Here is a 22380-nt window from a genome sequence, read left to right as displayed (position 1 = left end):
AGTACTTTTTCTCAAGATTTTTTAATAAAATTTATATTATTATAAAAAGATATTTATAATCAAGTTTTAATTGAGGTTATAAAATGTCTTTTCTAAGTAGAATTTTTAATAAAGGTCCTAAACCTATTATTGCTCATTCTAAAACCGGCAATTTAGGTACTTTAAGAGCTCAAAAGGCAGGTCCTGCAAGTCCTGGCGCTGTTCAAAAGCCAGATACTTTTTATGTAACTGCTTCTGTTGAATTAGGTAACACTACTACAAAATCCATTGTAATGGCTACCAATTTAAACACTAGTGAATCTTATCTATTAAACAAAACAGTTAAAATGACTCGTGATATACGCCCACCTAAAGCTAATGAAGAGGTGTTCGGTAAGACTGTTTGGGGTATCGAGCTTTCTAAGGAATCTGTAACTGAACTCATTAAAGATACTGTTTTAGAATCCTTAAGAAAATGTAATGTTGATAAGGATGAAGATTTGGATTTTGTTGTAAGATCCACAGGGGTAACCGCAGGTTTTGCAACTGCTGAAGAAGCTGGTCAATTAATCATCGCTCTTGCTGATGGTTGTCTTGAAGCGGATATTCCTCCAAGGAAAATGTCTCCTGCAATGACTATTTCTCAACTTCCAGAAAGATTGCAAAAGCATTCCCTTTTAGAAAATATCATGTTTGATGGGGCTGTTGTAAGTGTAGTTCCTCCTCAAGGTAAAGAAACCGTTGCAAACGAAATGGAAGGGGAACTTGTTACTGCTGGAATCAAATTAGGTGCTAAATGGACTGAAGTGGATTATAGAAACCCTTGTGTTTCTTTGGACTTTGGTTCAACATTGGCCGGACGTATTGTTAATGACAATGAGCCTTATGCAAATACTGTAGGTAACTTTTTAGGTCTTGCAGGGGTTGTCAGTGACTCTTTAGCTAGAGGTTCCGGCATGATTGATAAGAAAAATGGTGCAGCTTTAGATTTATATTCAGATAAAGCAATGAAAAAGGCTGACCATAAACAGGCTGAAGCCAATGCCCTTGAAGCCCATAAGTTAGTCAATATTACTAAAGTGCCAATGGATGTTGAAAGGTTCGGAACCGTACCTGTTAATCCGGAAGCTGCTGAAAAAGCAGGTACCACATTAATTGGTTGTGATGTTGGATTCAATGGTGATAAACTCGATGATTTAATGGAATTGGGAGCACAATTCTATGATGCCGATGGTCTTCCAACTTTACTTTCAACTTTGGATTATGTAAGTACCAATATTGTAAAAAGAGTATTGGATGTGGCATTCAAAGAAAATGTCATTGTTCCAGGTTCAGCTTTAGGTATTACTGGAAGGGCTGGAATTACAGGACGCAAACCACAGCTTATATTGGAAGCTGTTCAAGATAAATTTGAAAATGTTGTTTTTGTTGAAGATGGTCTTGCTTTAGGTTCTGCGATTATGGCACGTTGTATGAATTCAATGGGTACTCCTAAAGTTCCTATTGGAGGAAAACAAGGTGGTAGATGTATTCTTAAAGATCGTATGAAAATGATGGGCGGAAAATTCGCTTAAACAATTGTGGTTTATCATGATTTATGCAATTTTGATGGCAGGAGGTAAGGGAACCAGGCTTAAGGTTCCCCAAGAAAAGCCTCTTTTCAAATTACGTGATAAACCCTTAATCAGTTTTGTGCTTGAAAATTTAAAGGAATCTAAACTGATAGATGAAATAGTTGTTGCTGTCAGTCCGAATACTATTGAAACAACTGAATATCTAAACAGCATTAATGGCGATTATACTATTCTGGATACTTCAGGAGATGATTATCTTACTGATCTGTCTTATATTTTGGAATATTTCGAAAAAAAATCTAAAGAAGATATTTTACTATTCATTAATGCGGATTTACCATTCATATCTACGAAAACAATTGATTATGTTTTGGATTATTATTTAAAATCTCCTAAAGACGCATTATCGGTTGTTGTCCCTGTTGAAATTTATGAAGACTTAGGCCTCGATTACTCCTATGAGTTTAATGGTAATGTCCCATCAGGACTGAATGTATTGAGAAGCATCAATATTGTTCAAGATGAAGACCAGTTGATTTGTCCAAAAGTAGAACTGGCTTTAAATATTAATACTATTCCGGATAGTAAAATTGCTGAAAAATTATATAATGAATATTATGTTTAAATATGATGAAGTTAAATATTTATATAACTAATATTAATTTTTATCAGGTGATTTAATGGAAAATAAACAAGTTCCTAGAAGAGAAGAAAAATTATGGAGTGAAATCAAAAACTATCAAGTAGCTACCAACAATGCACGTATTCTTGGTGTGTTAGATGAATTAATTATCAACGAAAAAACCGGTAAAATCGTGGATATTGCAATTAGAGTTGAAAGCGATCGTAATATTCATGTTAAAGGAGCTAAAAGAAATGGTGACTTATTGTTAGTTCCTTTCGCTAAAGTCGAAAAAGTCGGCGAATTCATTATTGTAACTGAATAATTTCAGTTATTCTCTTTTTTTATTTATTCAATTTTAACTGTCTTTTTGATATTTTTTATGTTATGTGTTAACTATTTATATTTAGTAAATTAATATTTATATTAGTATAAAAAATTCATATTTATTAAAAAGGTGATTACATGTTACTTGAAATTGAAAATTTGGCTGTGGAAGTAGCCGGTAAAAGAGTTTTAAAAGGCGTAAATCTTTCAATTGCCGAAGGGGAGACTCATGTTCTTTTAGGGCCTAACGGTGCAGGTAAAAGTACATTATTTTTAACAATTTTAGGTTTCCCGAATTATGAAGTTGTTGAAGGTTCTATAAAATTTAAAGGTCAGGACATAACTAAGTTAACTACTGCTGAAAGAGTTCAGTTAGGTATTGGTGTTAGTTTCCAGACTCCTCCATCAATTAGGGGAGTTTCAGTTGGGGATTTATTAAAAATCATATCTAACCAAGATGTAAATGAGGAATTGAATCCTAGAATGAAAGGTTTAGCTAGTCAACTCAAGTTTAGCGATGAGTTTTTAGATAGGGATGTTAATTTAGGATTTTCAGGTGGTGAAGTAAAACGTTCTGAAATTTTGCAGTTATTGGCTCAAATGCCTGATTTCACCATGTTCGATGAACCTGATTCAGGAGTGGATATTGAAAATGTAGAGTTATTGGCTTCTGAAATCGGAACTTTATTGGATAAGGATAAACCACAACGCAGTAGAAAAAGAAGCGGACTTTTAATTACTCATTTAGGTTATATTTTAAATTTTGTCAGTGCAGATAAAGCGCATGTTTTAATCGATGGTGTGATTTCTTGTTCTGGAAACCCTAGTGAAATTCTTGAAGATATTAGAAAAAATGGTTTTAATGGATGTGTTGAGTGTGCGCAATGTTTATGAAGATGCTGAAAGGGCAATAAATAAAAAAGCAGCTCTTGGAGCTGATGTTACTATTGAAAATTTTAGTGATGAAACAGTCAATGCTTTAGATATGATTGATGATTTAGATGATTTGAATAAACAGACCAAAGAGGATTTATTGAAAGTGGGTGTTGACACTGAAGAGAAAAATAGGTCTGGATCATTTTTACAAGTTGACCAAAGTAATATTTTTACCAATAATTCAATGTCTGATTCAATTGAAGTAATGAATATGGCTATTGCAATGGAAAAATATAGTTGGTTAGATGATTATTTATGGAATGTCGTAAAGCCTGATGCTGATAAGTACACTGCTAAAACTGCATTAAATGAAAAAGAAAATGGTGTTTTAAGCGGTTATTTTGTAAGATCATTGCCTGGAACTAAGGAAGTTATGCCTGTGCAAGCCTGTATGTTCATTAGTGATGAAGATGTTATGCAAACAGCTCATAATGTAATTATTGCTGAGGAAAATTCAGAATTGCATTTGATTACCGGATGTGCAACTGGTGATGATGTTGCTTCTGCAATGCATGTAGGTGTTTCTGAGATGTATTTAAAGCCGGGTTCCAAAATCACATTTACTATGGTTCATAATTGGGCTGAACAGGTTGAAGTGCGTCCAAGAACTGGTGTTAAGTTAATGGATGATACTACTTATATAAATAATTATATCTTAACCAGTCCGGTTAGCACCATTCAATCATTCCCTACTGCATATTGTGATGGGAAAAACTCCAGGGCAATTTTCCAAAGTATTCAAGGAGGTAAAAAAGACTCAATTATTGATGTCGGATCAAGAGTTTTGTTGAATGCTGAAGGCGCTAGGGGAGAAGTTATCTCTAGAGCCGTTGCTCAGGATGAATCCCAAATATATGCTAGAGGACATCTTGCAGGTACTGTCCCTGATGTTAAAGGTCATTTGGAATGTCATGGGCTGGTATTGTCTGATGATAGTTTTATTTATGCAGTTCCAGAGCTTGAAGCAAGTTCAGCTAACTTAGAAATGTCTCACGAAGCTGCTGTGGGTAAAATTTCCGAAGATGAAATCAATTATTTGACTTCTCGTGGAATAGCTGAAGAGGATGCGGAATCCATGATTGTTAGAGGATTTTTAAACATGGATATCACTGGGCTTCCTGATGATTTAGCCGAGCAAACTCAAAGAATGATTGATATGAGTCTTGATGGAATGTAATTCCATCTATTTTTTCTTTTTTTCTAATTTTAAAATGTATAATTTAGTTTTCAAAAATCTTGTTTCATAGTATATAAACCTTTTGACTTTAATCTCCGAGTAACCTTTATATTAATTATTAATGAAATATATTAATCAGTACATAATGTATTGCTGAGCTAGCTCATTACGTACAGAAATTGTGTTTTTAAGGTATGCCTAAACAGTATTCCTTAAAAAAAGATTTTAAAATTTTTTAAAAAACTTTAAAATTGAATTTGGAAAAACTGATGTTTTTCTAAATCGGAAAAATATTTATAGAGGAGGAGAAACTCTATGGCTGATGATGTAAAAATTGTAATGTTTTGTTGCAACTGGTGTTCCTATGGAGGAGCGGACACAGCTGGTACTGCACGTATGCAATACCCACCGAATATTAGAGTTATTCGTGTAATGTGTTCTGGAAGAATTGACCCACAATTTATTTTAAAAGCATTCAAAGAAGGTGCTGATGGGGTATTTGTAGCTGGATGTCACATGGGTGACTGCCACTATGATGCTGGTAACTACAAATTAGATCGTAGAATGAGATTAATCTACAAATTAGTTGATGATATGGGAATTGGAAAAGAAAGAGTTCACCACGATTGGATTTCCGCATCCGAAGGTGAAAAATTCTCTGAATCTGTTAAAATGATGGTTAACAGAATCAAAGAATTAGGTCCAGCTCCATTAAAACAACAATTAGATGCTGAAGAATAGATTGGAGGAATGAATATGGCAGATAAAGTAAAAATAGGAACTATGTGGTTTAGTGGATGTTCCGGTTGCCACTTATCCATTGCGGATTTCCACGAATCTTTAATTGATGTTATGGAATTTGCAGACTTTGAATTCTCCCCTGTACTCATGGATACTAAATACGATGAAGTACCTGATTTAGATATTATCATCGTAGAAGGTGGAGTAAGAAACGATGAAAACAGAGAATTAGCTGAAATGTTAAACGAAAAAGCTAACATGGTTATTTCTTACGGAACTTGTGCATGTTATGGTGGTATTCCAGGTCTTGGAAACTTATGGACTGTAGAAGAATTAGAAGAAGAAGGATACATTAACTCTGTATCTACCGTAAACCCTGAAGGAATTATTCCTCACGAAGAGGTACCTCACCTCGAAAGCAGAGTAAGACCTATCAGTGAATCTATGGATATTGATTTAATGATTCCAGGTTGTCCACCTCGTTCTGATGTTGTAGCAGAAGCTGTTTTAGCATTATTAAGAGGAGACACAATCGAATTACCTGCTACCAACCTTTGTGAAGTATGTCCTAGAGAAAAACCACCTGCTGGTTTAGCTATGGACTTCATTAAAAGACAATTTGAATTAGGTCTTCCTGAACCTGATTTATGTTTAATTAGCCAAGGTTTAGTATGTATGGGTCCTGCTACCGTATCTTTATGTGGTGCAGAATGTCCTTCCATTGGTATCCAATGTAGAGGATGTTACGGTCCTACTGCAAAAGTATTAGACCAAGGTGCAAAAATGATCAGTGCGATTGCTTCTGACTACGGTGTACAAGAAGATAAAACTGTTGATCCTGAAACTGTAGCTGAGCAATTAGACGATATTGTAGGTACTTTCTACACTTACACATTACCTGCTGCTTTAGTACCAATGAAAATGCAGAAAGGAGGAGAATAAAATGGTTAAACTTACTATGGAGCCTGTTACTCGTATTGAAGGACACGCTAAAATTACCGTGCATCTTGACGATGCTGGAAATGTTGAAGAAACAAGATTACATGTTATGGAATTCAGAGGATTCGAAAAATTCTTACAAGGTCGTCCTGTAGAAGAATTACCAAGAATCGTACCTAGAATCTGTGGTATTTGTGATGTACAACACCACTTAGCAGCTGCAAAAGCAGTTGACCAAATTTTCGGTTTCGATGATTATGAAATCTTACCTACTGCATACAGAATGAGAGAAATTATGAACTGGGGTTCATACATGCACTCCCACGCACTTCATTTCTACTTCTTAGCAGCACCAGATTTAATCATTCCTAACGGAACCAGAAAAACTAGGAATGTTTTCCAAGTTATTAAAGATATGCCTGAAATTGCACTTCAAGCAATTAACATCAGAAGAAACGGTTTAGAAATGGTTAGAAAAATAGGTGGTCGTCCTATTCACCCTACCTCATCCACTCCTGGTGGTATTTCTACCGAATTAGATGCTGATACTCAAAAAGATTTACTTGAAAGAGCAAAACAAAATGTAGAATTAGCACAAGCTACTTTAGACTTAGCTATTCCTGTATTTGAAGAAAACATCGACTTAGTAGCTTCATTAGGTAACTTCGGTGACACTAGACACTGTGGTACTGTAAAACCTGATGGAACTTGGGATGTATATAATGGTAACATTAGATTCAGAGACAAAGACGGAAGTGACATGTTCGAATACAGAAACGAAGAGTACACCGACTATGTTGCTGAACACGTAAAACCTTACTCCTGGTTAAAATTCCCTTACATTAAAGAAATGGGATACCCAGAAGGTATTTACAGAGTTGCACCATTATCCAGGATTAACGTTTGTGATCAAATGCCTAAAGAAGCACCTCTTGCTCAAGAAGCTCTTAATGCTTTCCGTGATGCATTTGGATACGCTCAAGCACCATTATTATTCAACTATGCTAGACTCATCGAATTGTTAGCATCAGCTGAATGTGCTGCAGCAGCTTTAGAAGAAGATTTATCTGGTAAAAAATTCCCTGATGAATTAGAAAGAACTGAAGGTGAAGGTGTAGGTATTGTTGAAGCACCTCGTGGTACTTTAATCCACCATTATAAATCTGATGATAATGGACAAACTTCTTATGCTAACATTGTTGTAGCTACAATCCAAAACAACCCAGCTATGGAAATGGGTATTCACCAAGTAGCTAAAGATTACATCAAACCTGGTGTAGAAGTTGATGATAAAATCTTTAACTTAATGGAAATGGTTATCAGAGCATACGACCCATGTTTATCTTGTGCTACCCACTCAATGGATAGTCAAATGAGATTAGCTGAAGTAGATATTGTAGACAGTGAAGGAAACCTCATTAAAAAATTCTAAATTTAAGGGGGTTTTTATAAATGATTGTATTTAACGAAGATGGCTGTATAAAATGTGGTGCATGTGAAGGTACTTGTCCTACATCAGCTATTGAAGTAACACCTAACGCTATTATTCACTGTGACACTTGTGGCGAAGAACCAAAATGTGCTGACGTTTGTCCTAACGGAGCATTAAAAGTAGAAGAATACGAAATTGCTGACGGATTTACCCAAGCAAGATTAGTATTTAACTCTATTTTATGTGACTCCTGTGGTAAATGTGAAGAAGTATGTCCACAAGAAACTCTCAAAGTCACTGGTGAAAAATTAAAAGAAGTTGAAGGTTTCTGTGTAATGTGTCAAAAATGTGTTGACATTTGCCCAGTAGATGTAATCGGTATTCCAGGTCTTAAAGAACCTGCAGTATGCGAATTAGATCTTAAAGGAAAAGGACCTGTTTACATCGACGGTTGTGTTGGATGTGGAACTTGTGTCGACGATTGTCCTGTAAGTGCTATTACTCTTGATGAAGTAGGAAGCCCAGTTACTGTAAACGATGATTGTATCAGATGCGGTTTATGTTCCCAAACTTGTCCTTGGAATGCAATTTTCATTGCTGAGAAAAAACCTATCAAACGTACAAAAGAAATCAAATCATTTACTTTCGATTCAGCTAAATGTATTGGATGTAACACTTGTGTAGAAGCATGTCCTGGTGATTTCATTGCTGCAAACAGTGCTAGTTTAACTGTTGCTATTCCTAGTGTCTGTGCTGCATGTGGTTTATGTGTAAAACTTTGTCCTGTTGACGCATTAGAAATTGATGTTGAATGGGGTGAAGGTTCACCTGTAGATGCAGAAGGTATTGGAAGAGACGCAGAAAAATGTGACTTTATTGGTGCATGTGCTAACAAATGTCCTACACAAGCTATTCGTGTAGTTACTAAAACAGGCATGTTATGCCCAGCTTTAGAAGAAACTGATGCAGAACCATCTTTCACTAGTTGTATTAGATGTGGAGCTTGTGCATCTGTATGTTCTAACGATGCATTAAAAGTCGAACAATATGAAATTACTATTGACGGCGAACCAGTTGCTAGAGATAGGATTGCATTTAACCCATCTAAATGTGATCAATGTGGTGACTGTATCGAAGCTTGTCCTTATGACATGATTCATAAAACTGACAATCCTAAATTACCAATTGCAGGATTCTGTACTTTATGTGGTCAATGTCTTGAGGCTTGTCCGGAAGATGCATTATGCTACAAATAGGTGTGTTAACACACCTTATTTTTTTCTTTTTTTAAAATTAGTTATAATTTATTCATTACTGTTTTTCCATTTACTATTGTCATTACCGGTTTTCCGATATAATTCCAACTATCAAATGGAGAATATTCTGCTTTTGTTTCAAATTCATCGATATTGAATTTTCCTTCTTGTTTTAGGTCTATTATTGTGAAATCGGCATCTTTCCCTATTGCTATTTTGCCTTTATTCTCAAGACCATAAACTTTAGCGGCATTTTCAGAAAAGATTTTTGGAATGATTTTCAAATCAAGATTTCCATTATTCACTTCAGTTAACATTAGCGGAACTACTGTTTCTAAATTCGGAATTCCCGGTGATGATGCCCAGACACCTTTTGTTTTATCTTCCATGGTATGTGGTGCATGGTCAGTTCCTATAATGGAATGCTCATCTAGACAGGTTATGTCCACACTTTCGTTTTTTGGTCTTAATGGGGGATTGGTTTTTATGAATGTACCATATATATTGTATGCAGTATTGTCTAACAGCAAATGGTGCGGTGTAAATTCCCATGATACCTGCATATTTTTGCTTGCGTTTTTAGCCATTTCCAGTGATTTAATAGAGCTCAAATGACAGATATGCAATCTTAATCCGTTCTTTCTTGCAAGTTCAATGGCTTGTTTCACTGATTCGTCTTCGCTTTGTGAAGGTCTAGCATATGTGTAGTCAATTGCATCATTTTCCTTTTTTTCTTTCAATTTGGCGGTTTTGCTTTCGACAATGGATTTTTTTTCACAATGTGTTGCAACAAGACCGTTATATTGTGTTGTTTCTTTTAATGTGGACAGGTCTTTAAATATTTTCTCCAAACTTTCATCATCTTCCAAGTCCATGAATATTTTAAAGGATATTGGGTTTAATTCAACCATCCTCTTCATTTCTTCAAGGTCATTATGGCCTGCCTGAAGTTCAAAATTAACAACGGATTTATTTTTGGCAATTTTGATTTTTTCTTTTAGCGCATCATAGGTATTTGTTTTCGGAAGGGTATTCGGCATATCGATTACTGTTGCAAAACCTCCATTTGCAGCACTCAAACTTCCGGTTTTAAAGTCTTCCTTTTGAGTTAATCCAGGATCTCTAAAATGTATGTGGGGATCGATGAAGCCGGGCATTACATAGTTGTTTTTAGCATCTATTGTTTCATCACCTTTAAGAGGTGTTTTTGAGATGTCTGCTATTTTTCCGTTTTCTACTTTGATGTGATATTCGCCAAGTTCATCAACCAATCTGCAATTTTTAATTACTAAATCCATTGTCAGTCCCCTATGTTTATACTTCCATATTTGTTTTTTTATATTCTTAAATCATAAGCTTTTTTTAAGTTAAGATTTATATTTATTTTCATGTCTAAAGTTTTGGATATTCTTAGAAGAGATAAAAAATTATTTTTCAATGATTTGGATATGGAATCTGTAAATTCCACAGGCACTTCAGATGTTAATTTGGTTGCAGATTTTACAGAGTATAATCCTTTGCATAACGGTCATTTTCATTGCATGAAAACTGCAAAGCATATGTTTCCTGAGTCATTATTTGTAGCTATTGTACCGGGTCTTTTTGAAAGAAGCGGTAGGGGTATTCCATATATATTGCCAAGGGAACTTAGGGCAGAAATGGCAATTTCTGTTGGGGCTGATGTTGTTGTTGAAGGTCCTCCAATGGGAATAATGGGATCCGGCCAATATTCCCTATGCCTTTGTAAGATGTTTAAATCTCTAAATACGGACCATATTCCTCGCGGATATAAACCCATGCCAGGTTTTGAAGAAATCTTAAAAAGAATAAATTTAGGCCACCATATCGCGCCAAAACCTTATAAAATCGTAGACAAAACAACCAATGAAATTATTTTGAAAAACAAACTTGAAGAGGATAATTATGTCATCACTTCTTTTTCAAATTCCTTAAGCAAAATCGGCTTTGATTATACGAATAAATTCATATTTGTAGAAAGAATCGGTGGAGTGAGCGGAACTCTGATTCGTGAAAGCATTATTAATGACGATTTTGATGGTGTAATGGACATGATGCCTTCTTCTACTATTGAAATTTTAAAAAGGGAAATTCAAAACGAATCGATAATTTATGGAATCAGGGACGTCGAGTCAATTTTAGATGCTGCAAACAATTATTCCTTTGAAGAGTTGTCATCCCTGAATTTGTTCAATGACAAATTAGCCGAAAACATTATTGGCAATAGGCCTTACACCAATTTAGATGAATTGGAAAAATCAATTTTACATGGATTTTCATCACATTTCCGCCAAAGAATCTTAAGCATCTTAGAAAATCCTATACAAAAACAGACCATCTCACATTATATTGATAAATATCCATCCAATCTAAGAATATTGGGCTATAAAAATGAGGAGATATTGGAAAAATTTATAAAAAAAGTAAATAATGAAAATATTTCATTATTTTAACGTGCTAAAATATTATTTATAACATTTTGAGGATTTTTAAGAGCAAATAGTGCATCTAAAAATGTTGGGTAACTTGTATTCAATATGAATAAATAAATCAAGTAGTATACAACAATCAAAATGACTATAATCAATATTATTGTTAATAGTATGTCAATGACACCCATAGGTTCTTTACCAGAGTTATAGTTTAGATTATGGATATTTTTATCATCTTCTGCAATGATATTCTTTTCATCATCTAATATTTCTGGTTTGAGTTTAGTTTCCATCTCTTTAGGAATTTCCTCTTTTGGAGCTTTCTTTTGACCAGGTTCTCTTTGTTCAACTGGTGCTTCTTTTTTAGGTTCATATTCTCTTCTGGTTAAAGATCCGTATTGAGCTTCATCTTTTGCCAGCTGTTCATTTAATGGAACATCAACTTCATCGAAATATAAATCATCAAGGTATCTTGCATATTTATCCTCCAAACTTTCCTCTTCATTTATCAATGGAGGTTCGTAGTCATGGTCTGGATAAATAGCATCATCTTCAGCTTCTTGGGCAGGGATTTCATTAGGAACATTAATTTCATCTGGTGTAACTTGTGCTGGTTCTTCAACTTTTTCATAAAGTTCATCTGGATAGGAAGATTCGAGACCCCCGCTATATTCGATATTGCTTCTGATGTTGTATGGGGAATCTTCACTGATTCCACTAAAGCTTTTTGATGGAACGTCCTCTTGAGGAGCATATGGTTCTTCAAAATCGATGTCTTCACTTTGTGGTTGGTAAATGTTATCATCTAAATCTTGAAGAGTTACATCAGGTTCTTCTGTTTGTATTGAATCTTGTGAAATTGTTTCATCGGTTTGGCTTTTATCTATTTCGAGACCAATGATTTTTTCTAGACATTCTTTACAGTAAACTTTTTTTGAGATTTCTAATCCACATTCTTTACAAATAGATTTTCCACATATAGCACATTTATCTGTACTTTCCCTATCGGGATGATAATAGCATTCCATAATTACACCATCTAATGATTTAATTAATATTTTAAGTTAATATATCTTTTTTTATTTATATAAAACTTTTTCTTTATCAGTATGTTCAATAATTTTTTCTACAACTATTTCTGATGCAATTAAGTCATCAACAGTTGATAGAAATGTGCCTAATTTTTCATTATTAATTTCATAGATGATTTTATTTTCTTTTAGTTCTGATTGTAGGTAATTTTCATTGTCTATTTCTAATGAATCATGCACCAATTTGGCAGATTCGGCGTTTTTATAATCCAAATATATTTTCCCTTTGATTTTCATTATTTCACTTTTTTTATTTTTAGTATTTTTTTCCATATTTTTTTTCCAGATTATGGTAACCTTTATTAATAACTTAATTAATATATTTAAGTATTCTATCTATTACGATATATAATTTTTATATAGCTATTGTAGGAAATTAAATTATTTATAGCTATTTTTAATTAAAACATGAATTTTCATGTTATCTTTATTTCGGAGGAATAATAATGGTTCGTGCTTATACAAGAAGAGATTATATTAGAAAAACCCCAAATTCAAGAATCGTACAATACGATATGGGTAACTTAAGAGATGAATTCCCTGTGGCTGTGAGTTTAGCTGTCAAAAAACCAGCTCAAATCAGACATAACTCTTTAGAAGCTGCAAGGATTGCTTCTAACAGATTAATGCAAAGGGCTGCTGGTAGAATGGGTTACCACTTAAAATTAAGAGTTTACCCTCACCAAATTGTAAGAGAAAACCCAATGGCAACTGGTGCAGGAGCAGATAGGGTACAAAGTGGTATGAGAAACGCTTTCGGTAAGCCTATTAGTGTTGAAGCTATTGTTAAAAAAGATCAAAGAATAATCACTATCGACTGTCAAGAAAGACATTTCGAACAAGCTAAAGTTGCATTGAAAAGAGCAGGTATGAAATTACCAGTTCCATGCAAAATAGTTGTTGACAAAGGCGAAGAATTAATTAAATAATTTTTTAATTGATTTTCTTTTGCTTCTTTTACTTTTTTTCTAATTTTCTATTTTTTTTCTGATTTTTTACTTTTATATAATTAAATATTTAAACATTGAAATTCATATTAAAATATAATATTGACTAGTTTTTTCTTCTATACTATGGTCAATGTATTTATATTTTCAAAACCAAGAGGTTATATTTCATGTATGTTGTAAAATTTGAGGATTTAAGTAAATCCGATATCGGAATTGCAGGTGGAAAAGGTGCTAATTTGGGTGAATTAACCCAAGCGGGCATTCCAGTACCACCAGGTTTTGTAGTAACTGCTCAAGCTTATGAGAAATTTATGGATGATGCAGGAATTAATAGCCAAGTCATGAATATTCTTGATGAAATTGACATTAATGATACTAAAGCTCTTCAAGAAGCTTCTGAAGAAATCAAAGCGATAATCAATGAGGCTCCTATTCCTGAAGAATTAATCTTATTTATTACTGAAGCTTACAATCAACTTTGCCAAAGAGTTGGTGAAGACGATACTGACGTAGCTATTAGATCTTCCGCTACTGCTGAAGACTTGCCTGAAGCTTCTTTTGCAGGTCAACAAGATACTTTTTTACATGTTTCTGGTAATGATTCTGTAATTGAGTATATCAGAAAATGTTGGGCTTCTTTATTTGAAGCTAGGGCTATTTTCTACAGAGAAGAAAATAATTTTGAACATTCCAAAGTATATATTGCTGTTGTTGTTCAAAAAATGGCTAATGCTGATAAAGCTGGAGTAATGTTTACAGTTAACCCATCCACTGGTGAAGAAATAGCTTTAATTGAAGGATCATGGGGTCTTGGTGAATCTGTTGTGTCCGGTGATGTAACTCCAGATAATTATCAAGTTGATAAAAAGAATAATGAAATTATCAATGTGACTGTTAGTGATAAAAAGGTCATGTATACCAATGATGAAAATGGAACCAGTGTAAAAGTTGATGTTCCTGATGAATTAAGAAATGAAAGAGTTTTATCTGATGAAGAACTCATTGAATTAACTGAAATGGGTAAAACCGTTCAAGCTCATTACGGAGAACCTATGGATACAGAATGGGCCTTTGAAAAAGGCACTCTATTCTTATTGCAAGCAAGACCTATTACCACATTAGGTGATGCTGTAGAAGAATCCGGCGACTCATCTGCAGATGTCGGTGATGTTTTAGTCAGAGGTCTTGGAGCAAGCCCAGGTATGGCTTCCGGTAAAGTCAAAATAGTTTTAGACATTGATGAATTGGATAAAATTGAAGATGGTGACATAATGGTTACCACAATGACCACTCCTGATATGGTTCCGGCCATGAGAAGGGCAAGCGGAATTGTCACTGACGAAGGAGGGGTTACTTGCCACGCATCAATTATTTCCCGTGAACTCGGTATTCCTTGTGTTGTAGGAACCGGTGATGCAACAACCACTTTAAAAGAAAATGATGGTGTTACTTTAGACGGTAAAAAAGGTTTGGTATTTGAAGGTATTTCTGAAACTAAAGAGGAAGCGGCTACTGTTGTCGCTACTGCTGAAGCAGCTCCAATAATTACTGTAACTGAAGTTAAAGCTAATGTAAGTATGCCTGAAGCAGCTGAAAGAGCAGCTGCAACCGGTGCTGATGGTGTCGGTCTTTTAAGAACAGAACATTTAATGTTGACATCAGGTATTCACCCAGGCAAATTCATTGCTGATGGAAAAGAAGATGAATTGATTGATACAATTGCTGACAATGTTATGATTGTAGCAGATGCATTCTATCCAAAACCAGTATGGTACAGAACTTTGGATGCACCAACAGATGAATTCATTACATTGGAAGGTGGAGAAAACGAACCTAGGGAACACAACCCAATGCTTGGTTGGAGAGGTATCAGAAGAGAACTTGACCAACCTGAAATCCTTAAATGTGAATTTAAAGCTATTAAAAAGTTACATGAAAAAGGATACACAAACATCGGTATTATGATTCCTTTATCCCAAAGTCCTGAAGAGCTTAAAAAAGCTAAGGAGCTTTGTTCTGAAGTTGGTTTTGAACCACACAAAGATGTTGAATTTGGAATGATGGTTGAAATTCCAGCAGCTGCAATAATGATTGATGAGTATATTAAAGTTGGAATAGACTTTGTAAGTTTAGGAACTAACGATTTGACTCAATACACCCTTGCAGTTGATAGGAACAATGAGTTTGTAGCAAAACACTACTCAGAAGAACACCCTGCAGTAATGAAATTGATTGAAAGAACAATTAGAAAATGTGCTGAAGCAGGTGTCAAATGTAGTATCTGCGGTCAAGCAGGTAGTGTGCCTCACATTGTTGAAAAACTTGTTGAGTTTGGAATTACAAGCGTATCTTCAAACACTGATGCTATCGCTGATGTAAGAAAAACTGTTGCTCGTGCTGAGCAAAAAATTATTCTTGACGCTGCTCGTAAACGTATAGAATAATTTTTATTCTTTCTTTTTTCTTTTTTATTTTTATTAAATTATGTTGAATTAGGTTATTTTATGGATGATAAACCCGTTGATAAAGAAAAAATTCTAAAGGAACTGTCAGAGTTTCACAAATTAGATTATGATTATTCCGATGGAAGGATTTTAGGATCAATGTGCACTGAAGCACATCCTTTTGCAAAGGAAGTTTATTTTAAATTTTTAGATACCAATTTAGGTGACCCGGGACTTTTTAAAGGAACTAAATTAATTGAATGTGAAGTTATAAAGTCTATTGGTGAACTGTTGTCTATTGATAATCCTTATGGGCATATTGTAACCGGGGGCACTGAAGCTAATTTAATGGCAATTCGTGCTGCAAGAAATCATGCCAGAAAATATAAGGGTATTATTGATGGAGAGATTATTGTCCCGGAATCTGCTCATTTTTCATTTAAGAAGGCTGCAGACATGCTGAACCTCAAAATTGTAGAGGCAGAATTGGATGAAAATTATAAGACTGATGTTGAATCTGTCAAGAAATTAATTTCTGATAAAACTGTAGCTATTGTAGCAATTGCGGGCACTACTGAACTGGGGTTGGTTGATCCGATTGATGAAATCTCCAAAATTGCTCTTGAGAATAATATTTATTTCCATGTTGATGCCGCTTTTGGTGGTTTTTCCATTCCATTTTTAAGAAAAATCGGTTTTGATTTGCCTGTTTTTGATTTTTCTCTTCCGGGTGTTTGCTCTATTACTGTGGATCCTCATAAAATGGGTTTGGCACCAATTCCTGCTGGAGGTATTCTTTTTAGAAAAGAAGAATATCTGGAAGTGATGGCTGTTGATTCACCATATCTGACTGTCAAAACACAATCTACAATCGTAGGTACTCGTCTAGGTGCTTCATCAGCAGCAACATATGCTATAATGAAATATTTTGGAAAAGAAGGCTATTGTAATATTATTAGGAATTTAATGGACAATACAATATTCTTTAAGGAAGAACTGGAAAAATTAGGTTATGAGGTTATCTGCGAGCCGGAATTAAACATCGTTGCTTTTAACCATCCAAGTATTGAAACTAATGAACTGGCGGAAAAATTAGGAGCACGTGGTTGGAAAGTTTCTGTTGCTAAATGTCCGGTGGCTATACGCATTGTTTTAATGAATCATATAAAATTAAATCATTTAAAAGAATTATTAGAAGATTTAAAAGAAATATTTTAACTTCTAATCTTCTATATTTTCAACATACATTAAAGGATAATTGAGTTCTTCAATGAACTCTATCCGTATTACTGCTTTTATGTTATCTACTTTTGTATGGATTTTAACATCCAGCATATCTCCGTTAAGGGAGGTGTAGTCAAATTCGGTCATTGACTCTTCTAGTTTATCAAATCTGATTTTAACTTCCACATTTTCAATTGCTGGCTGTAGTTTTAGAGATTCTTCCATACATCTCTCTAGGCTATTTTTGGAATCTTTGTTAACTGGTGTTCCGACAAATTGGTGAAAAAGAGCGCCCATGCTTATTGCACCTTCAAATATCGCCCTTTCTCTTGAAGTTATGTTTGAAAAGTATTTTTCATCAACGTCCAATTATAATCCTCCGTTTAAGAATATTATCTTATCATAAATCAGTTCAGATGGGATTGGACTAAAGCAGAAGAAGAATAACAAAGCAGAAACTAATATCACTGTAATAAAGATATATGCCCTGTTGTCCTTAGGATAAATAAAAGTGAGGATAAGTCCAAGGATAAGGAATGCAGCTGATATTAAAAATGCATTTGATTCTTGAGGATTATCTTTAATAATTTCCTCATTTATGGGATTTTGTTCCACCATGTCCCCTTCGATAATCAGCCTGTTTTCTGTTGAACCGATTGGATCACATGTGATTAAGAATACTTTATTTCCACTAAATTCTGCAGAATATGATGCAGGAACAATATAACTGTCTGAAACAGCATATTTTATTTCGCCAACACCGGGCCATTCTAATAGTATGGTATCTCCGCTCTTAAGTTCATTTAATCTCAGGAATGGTGATCCTTGCAAAGTCCTATGCCCATATAATACGATGGCGCCGTCTCCAGGGGTAACTCCCGCAGGATCTTGTAAAACGCCTTGATTTAGTGATTCCGTATTGATTTTTTCATTCACTCCAATAGAAGGTATTACAACGGTTGGTGCTTCAATATTGTTCTCAATATGAATTTTTGAAGCAAAATAATTGACTTCCCCCATTGCATATAAACCTGCTATTAATATACAAATAATAATGATTATTGTTGAAATTCTCGGTTTGTTCATACTATCAATTTTGTATTATACATATATAATAATTTTTCTTAATTATTGTATGTTGAATTAATTTCTAAAATCATCCAATCAGGCGCATTTGATGTAGGTATTGTCAATACGATGTTATCCATATTGTTCAATAGATAATCAACTTTATCCTGTGGTGTTTCAATTAAAAGCATATATTGAGCATTTAAATCTCCTAAATTTATCTGCCGTTCATAATTGGATAATTTTATACCGTAATCCTTGAGTAGCCCAAATGTTTCTTCTTCATCATAGCCGTTTATTATTGATGCCTTTATAAGCTCCAAAACATCTGACGAGAATTTTTTCGTATTCTCATTGGGATTTGTGTTATTGCCTTTAACTATTGTATTTGATTTAGAATATTCTGAATCAATTTCCCCGTTTTCTTCATATCTCATTATAGATAATACTGTACAACCGCTTATGTCTGGGCTGGAATTGGTCAGATTGCTTTGATTAGTGTAATTGTTGTTCGTATAAATGTCTACAATGCTGCCTACATTAATGAGCCCTGCCCCTGCCTGCAGTCTTGAAATTAAGATTGGCACGGAAACTGTGTTAGGTTCTTCAAAACGTATTTTTGATAGTATTTCAGCATTATTTTCATTTACAATCTTTATTGCTTTGTTCATAGGCAGAATAATGTTTTTACTTTCATTTGAATAAATAGCCATTGTTCTATTGTATTTGTCGTGGTTTGAATAGATTGATTTTTTATGAAATGTTTTCCAGTCTTTGGTTGCGGGTGTCAAAATGTTTATCTGTTCAACTTCATGGGGGTCATTAGCATCCTTTATTTTCTTTTCCAGATAATATTCATTGGGGGATGATGTTAATGCTCCACAGTATAACTCATGTAATTCATTGAGTTTTGTTGTCTTTTTAAGTGTCAATTCCTCTTGTGCGGGTTCATAGATTAAGAAATAATAAGCTGAACTGATGATTGTTATTAGGATTAATGTTGTAATTAAAACGCCAATCTTCTTCTTTTTTTCATCATCAGTTATCTCAACGGAATTTGGAGTCAAATATACTCCGATTTTATGGTTCAGTTTCTTCAATAGATTAAGTTCGTCATCTTTTTTATTAGGTTTTGGATAATTTTCACTAATCTGTTTTTTCAGTTCTTTTGTTTCTTCAAAACCTTTGGGGTATAATGGATCTCTTGGTTTTTTATTATTCATTATTCATACTCCTAATATTCAATGGGTATAGATGGCAATTTAATTAATAGGAGTATTGATTGCTCAATTATTTAATTAAATTAATTATTAGGTAGTATAGACAGAATAACAGTAATATTAATGCAGGAATGTTGATATTAAATAAGATAATGTCAATTGGGAGAATTAATATCAGGATTAATATGCAAGAAATGGCTATTAATGGCATGTTATCAAATTTAGGATATTTGATGTTACTTATCATAATCAGTGAAACTATGATGCTTAATATTATTGCAATATAGGGATTGAACAATCCGCTTAGATAAAATGAAGCAATGATTAAGGATATTCCAGGGATTGGAAATCCGATGAATCCGCTGGTTTTAATCTTATCTGATATTACATTGTAGCGTGTCAATCTTAAAACTCCACAGATTACAATAAATAAGCTAGTTAATATTACTACTATTTGAAAAATGCTTGGGGTGGTGTTAATGCAAGTATAAAGAAATATTGCTGGAGCAACTCCAAATGAAACGATATCTGACAATGAATCGATATTTTTCCCGAAACCTAATTCATCATGTCTATTGGTTTTACGTGCTACCCAACCATCTGATGAGTCGAATATGATTGCAATTATCATTAGGATAGCTGCCAAATGGAAATTTTGATTTATAGAACAAATTATGGATAAAAATCCTGAACTCATATTTAATAATGAAATAATGTCTGATATTGCTATAAATTCTTTCATTCTAGTGTCTTTAATTTCCATATTCAAACTCCAGTAATACTTTTCATCTCACTTCTTATTAATTTTATCTTTTTTTTGTTTTATTTTTAATGCATTTCCTTATTTATTAATTAAAACATGTTATTTTTATTCTAATTAATAAATTATTTTATCTTTTAACAATTCAGTTCTATTAATAATTATGTTTTTATTTTTTATTTATTTTTTTTCTTTTTTTTCTTTTTTAAGTAACTATTTGCATATTATTTTAAAAAATCACAATAAACGATAAAATATATATAATAATGTTTTTAATAAATATTAATTGTTAGACTTTATCGTGCATTTAATTATTTATTTAATTTTAAATGTTAGATTTAATAGTGATTTTATTAAATTTGATATTTTTAAATAAATATTATGCTCGTTTTAGTTAAATAAACTTAAATTAATATTGATGCGAGTAATTAAATGATAGAAGAGAATATACGTGTTCTTATGCAGGCGGCAAGGGTTTCTCATGATGGTCTAAATACCATCGAAAAAACCTGGTGTGTAATTGCAGGAAATTCAGATTTAATAGATGAAATGGCTTATAAGGCTATTGCATCCAATCATAGTGTTAAAATCTTATTTAGGGAACATGTAATATTAACTGAGGGTAATTTGGATAAAAAATTTGATTTTATCATGCTTTACGGTAATTCCATCCTTATTAATGAGTTCAAAACATTTTCAAAACAATGTGGCGGAGCTTATGTTAGGATTTTAAGAGGATACCTGTCTGATGAATCAAATTTGATGGTATTCATAGCACCAGAAGATGCAATTAAAGATTCTGTATCTAAAATAGAAAAATCAAGAATACCTTTTGCAATTTTACAAGAATCACAAACTACTGGTTTCATCGATATGGATTTAAGTAACCAAGTCAAACTACCAAACTTCATCAAATCTGCTTTAAAACCATTTTATACTGCAAATGAAGTAGTTTTATCAACAATTTTAATTTCTGTTGATAACGATGAAGATATTAGAAAAGTTCAAAGTATAGCTACATCTAACCGAATTTTCGTTATAGATTTTAAAGATATTGTAACGGAGGATTAATCATGAATATTTTTGGAAGAGAAGAGGAAGAACCACAAGTTAGTGACACTAAAGTTATTAGCAATAGTTTAGGAATCGATTTAGGAACTTTAAACACAGTAATTGCAAAGCCTGCAGGCGATAAATTTGATTTATATCAAATTCCTTCTGTTGTCGCAGTTAAAAAAGACGACCCTTCAGAAGTTTTGGCTGTAGGTGAAGAAGCTAAAAGAATGCTAGGTAGAACTCCTGAAGATATTCTCGCAGTAAGGCCTTTGAAAAAAGGTGTTATTGAAAATGTTGTTCAAGCACAAGCATTGTTAATTAAAGCTATGCAAATAGGCATTAATGAAGGAGAACGTGTTGGAAGAATTGTCATTGGTATTCCAGGGGATGCTTCCGAAGTAGAAAAGAATGCTGCTGAAGAGATTGGTAGAAAAGCTGGCGCACAAAATATCTTAGTAATTAGTGAAGGATTAGCAGCCGCTATTGGTGCAGGTTTACCTATTGCAGAACCTAACGGAACTATGGTTGTGGATATAGGTGCCGGATCAACTGATATTGTAATTATTTCTCTTGGTGGTATTAATGATATTGAAACTGTTAGATGTGGTGGAGACGATGTTGATAATAGAATCGTCGAACTTGTAGCAGAGAAATATGATGTAGCTATTGGTATTCATGATGCTGAATCCGCGAAAATTGAAGTGGGTATGGTGCACAGTTCAGAACAACTTGAAAACTTAAGTGTTGAAGTAATCGGTAAATCCTTAGAGACTAACAGACCTAAAAAAGTTATAATTGATTCCATGCTTGTTGCAGATGCTGTAGAACCGTTCATGCAACAAATTGTTGTTGGATTGAACTTAATCTTAGAAAGATTATCTCCAGAATTGATGATGGGAGTATATAATAACGCTGTTGCTGTAGGCGGATCTTCCAGACTTCGCGGTATGAAAACTAGGATTTTCGATGAGATTTCCATTCCTATTGAAGTTTCCGATGATCCTATGACTGTTGTAGCAAAAGGTACAGCTATTGTTGCTGCTGAACCTCTCGCTTTAGAACCTGAAGTTCGTTTAAAAGCTATGAAATAAATAATCTTATTTATTTCTTTTCTTTTCTTTTTTTACTGATTTT

Annotated in this window: 22 protein-coding genes; 15 read left to right on the top strand and 7 right to left on the bottom strand. The window is 33.6% G+C overall.

Annotated features, from left to right (window positions below; all coding sequences use genetic code 11):
- Positions 1 to 83 precede the first annotated feature (83 nt).
- From TL18_RS09255 to TL18_RS09215, 9 genes are all read left to right on the top strand, one after another.
- Positions 84 to 1553, top strand: coding sequence for a methanogenesis marker 14 protein (locus tag TL18_RS09255; protein ID WP_067044632.1), 1470 nt, complete (start codon positions 84 to 86; stop codon positions 1551 to 1553).
- 16 nt (positions 1554 to 1569) lie between these two features.
- Positions 1570 to 2178, top strand: coding sequence for an NTP transferase domain-containing protein (locus TL18_RS09250; protein WP_067044629.1), 609 nt, complete (start codon positions 1570 to 1572; stop codon positions 2176 to 2178).
- 55 nt (positions 2179 to 2233) lie between these two features.
- The gene (locus tag TL18_RS09245) at positions 2234 to 2500 is read left to right on the top strand and encodes a PRC-barrel domain-containing protein (protein ID WP_067044625.1); all 267 of its coding nucleotides are present in this window, start codon (positions 2234 to 2236) and stop codon (positions 2498 to 2500) included.
- A 140-nt stretch (positions 2501 to 2640) separates the two neighbouring features.
- Positions 2641 to 3396, top strand: coding sequence for an ABC transporter ATP-binding protein (locus TL18_RS09240; RefSeq protein ID WP_067044622.1), 756 nt, complete (start codon positions 2641 to 2643; stop codon positions 3394 to 3396).
- The gene (locus TL18_RS09235; protein WP_067045505.1) at positions 3365 to 4615 is read left to right on the top strand and encodes a SufD family Fe-S cluster assembly protein; all 1251 of its coding nucleotides are present in this window, start codon (positions 3365 to 3367) and stop codon (positions 4613 to 4615) included. Before TL18_RS09240 ends, TL18_RS09235 begins: the two co-directional genes overlap by 32 nt.
- A 315-nt stretch (positions 4616 to 4930) precedes the next feature.
- Positions 4931 to 5356, top strand: coding sequence for a hydrogenase iron-sulfur subunit (locus TL18_RS09230; RefSeq protein WP_067044618.1), 426 nt, complete (start codon positions 4931 to 4933; stop codon positions 5354 to 5356).
- Positions 5357 to 5371: 15 nt separating this feature from the next.
- Positions 5372 to 6298: a F420-nonreducing hydrogenase gene (locus TL18_RS09225; RefSeq protein WP_067044615.1), complete on the top strand. Its 927-nt coding sequence runs from the start codon at positions 5372 to 5374 to the stop codon at positions 6296 to 6298.
- 1 nt (position 6299) lies between these two features.
- A complete protein-coding gene (locus TL18_RS09220) occupies positions 6300 to 7727 on the top strand; it encodes a Ni/Fe hydrogenase subunit alpha (protein WP_067044611.1) in 1428 nt (475 codons plus the stop codon).
- 20 nt (positions 7728 to 7747) lie between these two features.
- Complete coding sequence (locus TL18_RS09215) at positions 7748 to 8983, top strand: 4Fe-4S binding protein (protein WP_067044608.1); 1236 nt, start codon at positions 7748 to 7750, stop codon at positions 8981 to 8983.
- 41 nt (positions 8984 to 9024) lie between these two features.
- Here the strand turns inward: TL18_RS09215 and TL18_RS09210 are convergent, their stop codons facing one another.
- Positions 9025 to 10281, bottom strand: coding sequence for a dihydroorotase family protein (locus TL18_RS09210; RefSeq protein WP_067044605.1), 1257 nt, complete (start codon positions 10279 to 10281; stop codon positions 9025 to 9027).
- 90 nt (positions 10282 to 10371) lie between these two features.
- Here TL18_RS09210 and TL18_RS09205 point away from each other — a divergent pair, with 90 nt between their 5' ends.
- The gene (locus TL18_RS09205) at positions 10372 to 11454 is read left to right on the top strand and encodes a nucleotidyltransferase family protein (RefSeq protein ID WP_067044601.1); all 1083 of its coding nucleotides are present in this window, start codon (positions 10372 to 10374) and stop codon (positions 11452 to 11454) included.
- Here TL18_RS09205 and TL18_RS09200 read toward each other — a convergent pair.
- Together TL18_RS09200 and TL18_RS09195 are read right to left on the bottom strand one after the other, a co-directional pair.
- The gene (locus tag TL18_RS09200) at positions 11451 to 12461 is read right to left on the bottom strand and encodes a hypothetical protein (protein ID WP_067044597.1); all 1011 of its coding nucleotides are present in this window, start codon (positions 12459 to 12461) and stop codon (positions 11451 to 11453) included. The two genes, TL18_RS09205 and TL18_RS09200, sit on opposite strands and share 4 nt — an antisense overlap.
- A 51-nt stretch (positions 12462 to 12512) precedes the next feature.
- Entirely contained in the window at positions 12513 to 12797 is a 285-nt protein-coding gene (locus tag TL18_RS09195; protein WP_231483610.1) for a KEOPS complex subunit Pcc1, read from the bottom strand.
- Positions 12798 to 12970: 173 nt separating this feature from the next.
- Between TL18_RS09195 and rplJ the strand changes: the two genes are divergently transcribed.
- From rplJ to mfnA, 3 genes are all read left to right on the top strand, one after another.
- On the top strand, positions 12971 to 13453 hold the full coding sequence (gene rplJ, locus TL18_RS09190) for a 50S ribosomal protein L16 (protein ID WP_067044594.1): 483 nt from the start codon (positions 12971 to 12973) through the stop codon (positions 13451 to 13453).
- A gap of 188 nt (positions 13454 to 13641) precedes the next feature.
- Positions 13642 to 15918 carry a phosphoenolpyruvate synthase gene (gene ppsA / locus TL18_RS09185; RefSeq protein ID WP_067044591.1) on the top strand — a complete coding sequence of 759 codons (2277 nt, stop codon included), beginning with the start codon at positions 13642 to 13644 and terminating at the stop codon, positions 15916 to 15918.
- A 60-nt stretch (positions 15919 to 15978) separates the two neighbouring features.
- Positions 15979 to 17136: a tyrosine decarboxylase MfnA gene (mfnA, locus tag TL18_RS09180; RefSeq protein WP_067044588.1), complete on the top strand. Its 1158-nt coding sequence runs from the start codon at positions 15979 to 15981 to the stop codon at positions 17134 to 17136.
- A 3-nt stretch (positions 17137 to 17139) separates the two neighbouring features.
- On the opposite strand, the gene TL18_RS09175 is transcribed toward mfnA, so the two are convergent.
- The 4 genes from TL18_RS09175 to TL18_RS09160 all read right to left on the bottom strand — a co-directional run bounded on the left by TL18_RS09175 (position 17140) and on the right by TL18_RS09160 (position 20193).
- Positions 17140 to 17511: a dihydroneopterin aldolase family protein gene (locus tag TL18_RS09175; protein WP_067044585.1), complete on the bottom strand. Its 372-nt coding sequence runs from the start codon at positions 17509 to 17511 to the stop codon at positions 17140 to 17142.
- Positions 17512 to 18228, bottom strand: coding sequence for a class E sortase (locus TL18_RS09170; protein ID WP_067044583.1), 717 nt, complete (start codon positions 18226 to 18228; stop codon positions 17512 to 17514). It abuts the gene before it with no gap.
- Positions 18229 to 18266: 38 nt separating this feature from the next.
- The gene (locus tag TL18_RS09165) at positions 18267 to 19433 is read right to left on the bottom strand and encodes a DUF515 domain-containing protein (protein ID WP_067044580.1); all 1167 of its coding nucleotides are present in this window, start codon (positions 19431 to 19433) and stop codon (positions 18267 to 18269) included.
- A gap of 67 nt (positions 19434 to 19500) precedes the next feature.
- On the bottom strand, positions 19501 to 20193 hold the full coding sequence (locus TL18_RS09160) for an archaetidylserine synthase (RefSeq protein ID WP_067044577.1): 693 nt from the start codon (positions 20191 to 20193) through the stop codon (positions 19501 to 19503).
- A gap of 429 nt (positions 20194 to 20622) precedes the next feature.
- Here TL18_RS09160 and TL18_RS09155 point away from each other — a divergent pair, with 429 nt between their 5' ends.
- Positions 20623 to 21261 carry a hypothetical protein gene (locus tag TL18_RS09155; protein WP_067044575.1) on the top strand — a complete coding sequence of 213 codons (639 nt, stop codon included), beginning with the start codon at positions 20623 to 20625 and terminating at the stop codon, positions 21259 to 21261.
- A gap of 2 nt (positions 21262 to 21263) precedes the next feature.
- Positions 21264 to 22337, top strand: a complete 1074-nt coding sequence (locus TL18_RS09150) for a rod shape-determining protein (protein WP_067044572.1) — start codon at positions 21264 to 21266, stop codon at positions 22335 to 22337.
- Positions 22338 to 22380: the final 43 nt, after the last annotated feature.

It is taken from the genome of Methanobrevibacter sp. YE315 (genome assembly GCF_001548675.1).
GTDB lineage: Archaea > Methanobacteriota > Methanobacteria > Methanobacteriales > Methanobacteriaceae > Methanocatella.
The sequence above is the reverse complement of the archived record's forward strand: the minus strand, read 5'-3'. Positions and strand labels throughout refer to the sequence as shown.